The sequence below is a fragment of the Cellvibrio sp. genome, from assembly GCF_053579595.1.
Map to the genome: position 1 here is coordinate 1 of NZ_JBRFPI010000250.1, position 6,870 is coordinate 6,870.

Below are 6,870 nucleotides of genomic sequence, written 5' to 3' on the forward strand. Positions count from 1 at the left end.
ACGTGGCGCGACCGGAGGCACAGCCTAAATCCAGCGCTTTTGCTTTGGGTTTATCGCCCAACTCTTGCACAGCCAAATCAACCAAAGCTTTAGAAAAATTGGCTACGCCAAAATATTCATCGCCGTAATGGAATTCGGCGTATTCAGACATTAATTTATCGGTTTCGTAATGGGAACTAGGCAAGGGTTTTACATCTCCGGAAATAACATAGCGGAAGCCCGCGTGTTGGAAAAAATGGCGGCGGAATGCGTAGCGCGATGAGCGCAATGTTTCATTGCCGCAGGAAATCCATGAGCCACCTTTAATTAAATTGTGGCGCTCATCGAATGTGGGTGTGGTGAAGTCATCATAAATCGGATGCACTTCAAAACCTTCGAACGGATAAATCGGTGTTTCAGTCCATTGCCAAACGTTACCGACAACATCGTAAAAATCACCTTGGGCGAATTTATTCACCGGACAGGATGATGCTGCGTAATCGAGATGAAGATTGGCGGCTGCTTTTTCTACGCCGACTTCGTTTATTCCCGATTCATCGTAGATGCGATACCACTCATCTTCAGTAGGTAAACGTACGGACAAACCGGTTTCCGATTTTTTCCAATTACAAAAAGCTTTGGCTTCGTGGTAATTCACTTCTACTGGCCAATCCCACGGCATGGCGACTTCTTCGGTCATTAAACGCAAATACCAACCGTTGGTTTTTTTAACCCAGAATGTTGGATGCTGGGCTTTGGTAAACGCGAGCCAGCCTTTGCCCTCTTCTTCCCAGTTGTGGGAATTTAAATAGCCGCCGGACTCTACAAATTGTAAAAATTCCTGATTGCTGACTAAAAATTTTGCGGCTTCAAATGCGTTTACGTCCGCTTCATGCACGCCATATTCATTGTCCCAACCATAATGCGGATTGGTTTTATCTTTAGCCAAACGTACTTGGCCAGCGCTAACTTTCACTAAGCTATTATTCGGAGCAAAACCAGATTCACGCAGCGATTGCCAGTGCGAAGAAGTTTTCACGAACTCCAATTTATGTTGGCGGATTAATACTGAAGAAGTTTCAAGATGAATGCGCTCATGCTCAATTCCCATGATGATTGCCCACCAGGGGTTTTCCCAATCAACCGGCATCTGCAACGGTGCGTTATCAATTAAATCCAACACCAGTGCACGCACTTGATCGCGATAAGATTTTACTTCTGCAGGTGTTGGCCATTGGTAGTGCGCATCATTTAAATCATCCCAACTCATTTCATCCACACCAACAGCGAACATAGATTCAAAACGTTGGTTGATACGCTCGCTGATCATGCGCGTCAGTAATAATTTATTAACAAAAAATGTCGCTGTATGGCCAAAATAAAAAATCAGCGGATGACGCAGACTAATTGATTTGGTGTAGAAAGCTTTATCATTAGCAAGGCATTCAAACAAGGATTCGTAAGTAGTAAAGGTGTCTAAAAAATACTGGCGCAAGGCGCGACGCAAACTGGCTTCATCGCCATCACGGAGATTGGGAGTGCGCGTGAAAAGTGATGTGCGGGGCAATAAGTGGGGGCTTGATGGCGCGGTTTCTGATGATCTAGCCTCAGTGGTCTTACGCAGCGTGGAATGTCCCGTATGCATCATGAACTCCTGATCAATATGGTCTTCTGGAAAAATAATCAGAGGGGAGCTTAGGCTTCCCCCCCTGTCAGATGATGTCAGTTATAAACACAGTTCCAATAAACGCGAAAACCAGCTAATTCGATCAGTCGCGCCCGACAAAATCCCGTGCAAACTGCCATGCCACCCGCCCGCTCCGCGCTCCGCGTGTTCTGTGCCACAACAAAGCGGCGGTTTCGGCCTGTTTATCCCACTGACCACCCAATTGGCTTACCCAATAGTTAGCGGCGGCCAGATAATCATCTTGCGAGAAGGGATAAAAACTCAACCAAAGGCCAAAACGCTCTGAGAGCGATACCTTCTCTTCAATGCTATCGCTCGGGCGCACTTCGCCGTCTTCATCGCTTACATCCAGATTGTCGCGCATCTTTTGTGGAATCAGATGACGGCGGTTGCTGGTCGCGTAGAAAAGCATGTTGGCGGTAGGTGCAGCTATGGAGCCATCCAGTACGGATTTCAATGCTTTATAGCTAATCTCACCCTCTTCGAACGATAAATCATCGCAAAATATGATGAATTTTTCCGTTCGCTCGCCGACCAAATCAACAATATCCGCCAAATGGAGCAGGTCCGTTTTATCAACCTCGATGATTTTCAGCCCCTGCCCCGCAAATTGAGTCCACACGGCCTTGATCAAGGTTGACTTGCCGGTGCCGCGGGCGCCGGTCAAAAGCACATTATTGGCTTCACGCCCGGCCACGAATTGGGCAGTGTTACGAACAATTGAAGCCTTTTGGGTCTCGATATTTTTAAGCGCATCAAGGCTCACGCGATGTGGATGCTTAACCGCCTGCAAATAACCAACCCCATTCACCTGTGTGCGCCAACGAAATGCACTGGCAGACCAATCTGGATCAGACGCTTTGGCAGGGAGAACCGCTTCAACGCGGTCAATTAGTTGTTCAAGGCGGGAAATAAATTGATCAAGCTGGGTCACATCAAATTCCTTAGGATCCGTTTCAGCGAAGCACAAACTCTGAACTATATTGTAAGAAGCCGATTTTCACCCCTTAGAGCGTCATTGCCAAGCGTGTCGCTACTAATACTTGTTTAAAGGTTTGTTATGTTCAGTAAACGTGAATTGCAGGTCATTGGTCAAACACTGATCCAACGCCGTGAATGGTTGGCAAAAAATATGCACAAACCCGAAATGGCCAATGCTAAAACACAAAACGAGCGGACTCTGCAGATTATTGAATCTGCGCTATTAAAAATTACCCATAGTTTACGCCCGCAAACAGAGACAGCACCCACCGACGTAGCGCGTGATGGCGTGACTCACTACGTATCTCAGCCAGCAATATCACCCAGCCGCCAAGCAGCGCTAGATAGACGCCTTAATGTAGCACCTGCGGATATTCGTGTGCTCGTTGTCGATGATGATCAATTGATTTGTGACTTGCTCACAGCCTATTTGGCCGAGATAGGAATAACACAAATTGATACTGCCAATGATGGAATGAAGGGTATTAATATGATGTTTAATGCCAATCCAATTTACGATTTGGTGCTTTGCGACTGGAATATGCCCGCCAAATCCGGCATTGATGTTCACAATGCTATGCGCGCCGCAGAGCGCTACCATCACGCGATATTTATGCTGGTAACTGCCGTTACAGAAGCAAGCCAAATTCGCAGTGCGATTCAGGAAGGCGTAGATGATTATGTGGTCAAACCAATCGAGCAAGATAAGCTCGTCAAAAAAATTGGAAGGTTCTTTCAGCAGATAAAATCTACCAGCGCAAGTTAGAAAAACCTTCCTCTAACCTGCGCTGATTTAATGGCATCACTTTAACTTACGCCTTCCACTTCTGACATAAAGTCCAGAGCCGCCTGCTGACGAATCGCACGGCGATGATTGGCCATCAATTTAGTAATTTTTTCCTGATCACACACCTGGCGATCCAACATCACCCTGCTTTTTAATTCACCGACCGGTTCAGCCGTTGGGCATTTACTGAATACAAATTGGTTGGAAATTAAATCCATAAAGGGGCCAGATTTGCTGCTCGGCATAATAAACAGCAACTGTAAGCCAAGGCTCTCGGTTAAATAGTTAATTACCTCGCGCGAACGGTGCTCATCCATTTTGGAGAAAGCTTCATCCACTAATACCATGCGCAAATGGCTGTTACCTTCATTAAACCGGAACGCTGACGTAATAGCCGCACTGCGAATAATATACGCCGGCGTTTCCAACTGGCCGCCCGAACCTGTACCGTATTGACTCAGTGCAATGGGCGCCTTGCCTTCTGGCTCTTTGTAAATTTCGTAGCGGCGGTAATTGCGATAATCGGCAATGCGGGTTAATTCGCGCAGGGCCTTTTGTTCGTCTTCATCGAGCAACATTGTCATCAAGCGCTCGCGCACTTTCTGGTGTTTTTCGTCGAGCTTCATATTGAACAAGGTTTCACCCTCATCCAAACTGGGGCTATCAATCACTGCCTTGAAGAATTGCCAATAATCTTTAAACTCCGGCACCCACTCCCAATCAAAACGGAAACGCTCGCGGTCAGCTCCAAAACGATGATGCTCCAGCTCCTTGTTTAATTCTTCGAGGATTTTTTTACCGTCGTTAATAGCTTGATAAATTGAGTGGCAGAGATTGGTTACAAACGCATTGTTAAAACTTTCGCGCAACGATTCAATCTCTTGATGACGCTGGGCAAGAATGTGGTTTTTGTCGCGATTGTAGAGCGCATCAAATTGGCGACGCATATCGCAGATAGCACGGAAATTCGCACTCCCCAAATCATCGTTGTAATCAATATCAAACAGAATCGCATCGCTAGTGGAGCAGAACTGGTTATGTACCATTGCCGCTTGTTGCAAGCGATGTAGAATCGTTTTTAACTCAGCATTCACGCCCGCCAGCTGGGATTCAAAATAGTGAACATTATGTTGCGCCACAGCTTCGTCAGCCGCTTGCAAACGGGTATCGGCATTAAACTCCGGCCAGAAGGCGGTAATGCCTTGTACATTGGCTTCGCAGGTATCCGCTTGCGAAAGGGTTTTATCTTGTTCTGCATCCAACTTGTGGCAAAGGTTATCGGCAAGCTTTAGATCTGCACGGCAATCAACCTGCGCGCTATTCAAGCGAGCATAAAGCTGATTTTGCTCCTGCAAACGCTGTTGCAACTCCTGCAATTCAGCCTCCAATGCCTTGGTATCACTTAAATCCAACTGTTGTAATTTGGATTCAATCGCCTGGATTTTGTTTTGCGCCGCAAGCATGGTTTGCAGGGTTTCAGCATAAACAAGCGGTTTGAGCTTATCGATTGCTAACAATAATTCTTGTGTCTCTTCGGCGTAAGTTGTCGCGGCTTGCCATTCACTTACCAATGCATGAAATTCATTGCGTTTGGCTTCCAGTGCACGCTCGCGGGCGCCTTGGCCAAATACCAACTCAGAGTCAGCCATATCACAGCGAAACATGGCATAGTTTCCTGAACCCATTGCATCTTTCGTAATACCGCGACGGGTATTTTTTAATTCTTTGGCATTCTCCACTCGCTGTACATTGCCATAGCTGGCTTTGATGTAAGCCTTGGCAGTGGCATGCGAGAAAGTCATTACCTGAATAATTGAGTTAGCAGGAACGTCATTGGTTTTATCCAAATCCTTGCGCGCTTTTTCACCCTGGATAATACGTGCGCGGTTGCCCTGCCCCGCCATATTGCGCACTATCGCAATGGCTTCTGCTTCATATTCCGCTTCAACGATAATACCGAAACGCGCCGCACCGATATAACCTTCAATCGCCGCTTGCCATTCGCGGTCAATCACATCCACATAATCGCAGAGTACGCGCGCATCGGCTTTGGGGCATTGCGCTGCGATGGCATCCAGCGCTGCGCGCACAAAACCCGGATAACTGACTTGGCGTGATTCCAGCGTTTGAATTTCGCGGCGTTTCACTTCAGTTTGTTTTTGCAAACGCTCGGCCTGCGCTTTGCGCTTGTCGCGTTCTTGTGCCAATTGGTCGCGCAAATTGGTGCGTAATACCGCCGCATTGGCATCTACATCAAACAAGGTTGCAACAAAAGCATTGTGATGTTTTTGCAGCTCAAGCACTTTCGCCAATTGCGGTTCAAGCGGACTCACCTCAATCAGGTCACGATTTAATAACTGGTGAATATCCAGTGTGTCAGTTTCACTACAGAGACTTTTTACCAGATTGGCCAGACTCGTTTCTTTTAATGCAGGCAATTCAACTGCAATAGAGGTCTGGCGCAGAGCTTGGGCAAATTGCTGTGCTGCCTCTAAATTGGTTTGCAATTGCTGATGCTGTTTACGCAACTCAGGAACTTGAGTCTGGATGAGTTTTTCCTGCGCGTGTTTTTCTTGCTCTAATTGATCCTTGTCGCGCAGTGCAGGCACACCCAAACGGCGCGCTGTAGCTGCAAGAATCAATTGATTAATTTCATCGCGCTGCGCTTCGCAGGTCGCCAACGTTTGTTGATGACTTGCCGAGGTTTCACGCAATAATTGTTGTTTGTGTTTTGCTTCCAAATACAGGGATTGCGAATCCGTATAGCGGCGCTTGGCCACCGAATATTGCAGCACCTGCTGCTCCAACCAGTTGGCAATAAAATTATCCGACCACTGACGCCCCTGCGCCATACGTTCGATACCCTGACGCAGAGTGCGCGCATCTGCCTCCATGGTATGAATACGTTTCAACATGGTGGAGACAGTACGGATCGCCTCGCCCAGATCGCGATATTCCAAAATTTCATTGGCTACAAATTCATCGATACCTTTAATCGGCTTGTAAGCCATAAAGCGAGAAAATGCGCGCGCAGCATTCATGGATTCGCGTTCGGATATAGCATCTTTTTTACCGCGCAGAATTCCGTACAAACGGCACAGGTAGGATTTTTTCTTATCGTATTTTTCTACTTGTTGTTGCCCGTACTGACGACGCAACCCGGCGTAGAGTTTATCCAGCGGTACGACGTACTTGTGGGTTTTCTCTTCTTTCAGTAAATCTTTTAAACTGAGTTCAACATCGCTCAGGATATAAAATTGCGTATCATCAAGACGCGCTACTTTTTGCAGCGATGCGCCCTGCCCGGTGGTTTCCAGAAATGCGCGCATACCAATCAAGGCAGTAAATGGCTCGCTATTCTCGCCTTGCGTTGGATGGAACACCGCCGCCAAATAACCATCACAACCCTGCGGACGCGAATAAGCACCGTCATCGT

The 6,870-nt window shown here is 47.1% G+C and carries 4 protein-coding genes; 1 reads left to right on the forward strand and 3 read right to left on the reverse strand.

Going from position 1 to position 6,870, the window contains the following annotated elements; translation table 11 throughout:
• The coding region (ovoA, locus tag ACWA6V_RS14700) for a 5-histidylcysteine sulfoxide synthase (RefSeq protein ID WP_449523197.1) at nucleotides 1-1,624 on the reverse strand (1,624 nt) is incomplete at its 3' end.
• A gap of 124 nt (nucleotides 1,625-1,748) precedes the next feature.
• Nucleotides 1,749-2,600, reverse strand: coding sequence for an ATP-binding protein (locus ACWA6V_RS14705; protein WP_449523198.1), 852 nt, complete (start codon nucleotides 2,598-2,600; stop codon nucleotides 1,749-1,751).
• A 126-nt stretch (nucleotides 2,601-2,726) separates the two neighbouring features.
• Between ACWA6V_RS14705 and ACWA6V_RS14710 the strand changes: the two genes are divergently transcribed.
• Complete coding sequence (locus ACWA6V_RS14710) at nucleotides 2,727-3,413, forward strand: response regulator (RefSeq protein ID WP_449523199.1); 687 nt, start codon at nucleotides 2,727-2,729, stop codon at nucleotides 3,411-3,413.
• A 41-nt stretch (nucleotides 3,414-3,454) separates the two neighbouring features.
• Here ACWA6V_RS14710 and ACWA6V_RS14715 read toward each other — a convergent pair.
• A partial coding sequence (locus ACWA6V_RS14715; protein WP_449523200.1) for an ATP-binding protein occupies nucleotides 3,455-6,870 on the reverse strand: 3,416 nt, incomplete at its 5' end.